This is a genomic window from Enterobacter cloacae complex sp. P16RS2, from assembly GCF_014982155.1.
Classification (GTDB): domain Bacteria; phylum Pseudomonadota; class Gammaproteobacteria; order Enterobacterales; family Enterobacteriaceae; genus Enterobacter; species Enterobacter cloacae_M.
In genome coordinates, this window is record NZ_JADCKW010000076.1 from 1 (window position 1) to 1,652 (window position 1,652).

A 1,652-nucleotide genomic window follows, 5' to 3' on the forward strand; every position below is an offset into this window, starting at 1 on the left:
TATCTACCCAATCAGCCATTACATCTGTATCAAGATGAGCTTTCCCTTTAAATATATCTCTTTTCTTAAGTAGATAATGTTTTTTGAAAATGCTATTTTTGTCAAATCTTACATATATAAAATCTACACAATTGTCATCTATTCTTGCTTCACAAGTGGTTCTTCCAAATACTCTGGCACCTGATGCAATGTCTGGATCACATTCATAAAAAAGATTATTGTACTGAATCCCACCGGCGGTAATGTTAGCGTTCACAGGGATCAATAATCGTGCGATCACTTCGTCGGCCCCAACGGCTCTTGCGCTGAATCTCCCGTGCTTTAAGCTTATCATCCAACTATTTTTTGGTGATATTACGAGATCATTTTCAATCAGTAAGGGATTGATATAAGCCAGTTCTTCATATGTTCTCTGATTATGTGCAAGTATCTCCCGAATCAGTAAAGAAGTGACCTCCTGAATCGTTAAACAAGCCCTGGATTGCGGTGTTGGCTCTCCTTTAACAATCTTTCCCCTTCGTGTTGTTCCAATAAGCCTATGAATAACTTCATCATTTAGAATACCGAAACAGCGTTCAACAATGCTTTTTCTGTCGCCTCTACCGACTGGCGCAAACTCAAGTTTTGTCAGGGGGGTCATCTTTTCCTGAGGTTTAAGACCAATCATCTCCCCGTTGTCACACATCAATGTTAATGGAATATGAGAACAAGGCCAATCATCATCAGTAATAGAGATTCCAAATAATCTACAATATTCTTTTTTTGGCATAAAGCAATTTGCTAACGCTTGTCGGGCGGCTCGCCATGAAGCATGGTATAAAGAAACATGAAGGCCAACAATCATTCTTGTTGCGCGATCCACCACTGTATAGATAGTAGGACGCCCAATGACTTTTCGTCTGTTTAAACTGGAAATAAGATGTACATCAGCGACAGTTGAGTCTATTTCGAAAACATCACCCGGTAAAACAGTTGTATTAGCCACACTACCTAAAAGCGCCCGCATTTTGAGGTCTATTTCTTTTTTCGTGTTCTTCTTATTTATAGAGAAATCTTTAGTGAAGAGTTTTTTATTCCAGTAGGAAAATTGTTTTAAAGAAGGAACATATGGAGCTCTATTTTCTAGGTTTGCTGTTTTAATTTCATCCCTAAAATACAAATCAATATGTCTCTCTAATGTTTTCTTTATCGTATCTCCGTTAACTTTATAATGATACGTAATGAGGGATTTTCTAATATTATTTATATCTCTTTCATTAAGAATGAAAACACGTGAACGTTCATTAGGTAATGCCCTGTTTTTCTTGGAATTCCCAAGTTTAATTTCATGTTTGATTCTACTTTTCCCAGCGGCACCACAGTTCGAGAATGCGGGTAGCAATGCATAAATATCCTGTCCATGTCGCCAGTACAACGCCAGAAGCGTTCTGATAGTATATTGTGATATTTTTTTATTCCGGGAGTAATCCATTAAAAGGTGAGACTTTTTATGTAATGCATAGTCGAACAGAAACATTCTGTCATCTACAAGATCTTTAATGATATTGTAATTTTCATCTCGCCTTACCCTGTCTTCATCTGTTATTTCTTTCTCATCTACTAACATATATGAAGGGTAGATATAATCTTTACAAGTTATGCTATTTGATTCA

The 1,652-nt window shown here is 36.8% G+C and carries 1 protein-coding gene; it reads right to left on the reverse strand.

Annotation, left to right across the window (positions count from 1 at the left end):
• A partial coding sequence (locus INF68_RS22925) for a transposase (protein WP_227412955.1) occupies positions 1-1,652 on the reverse strand: 1,652 nt, incomplete at both ends.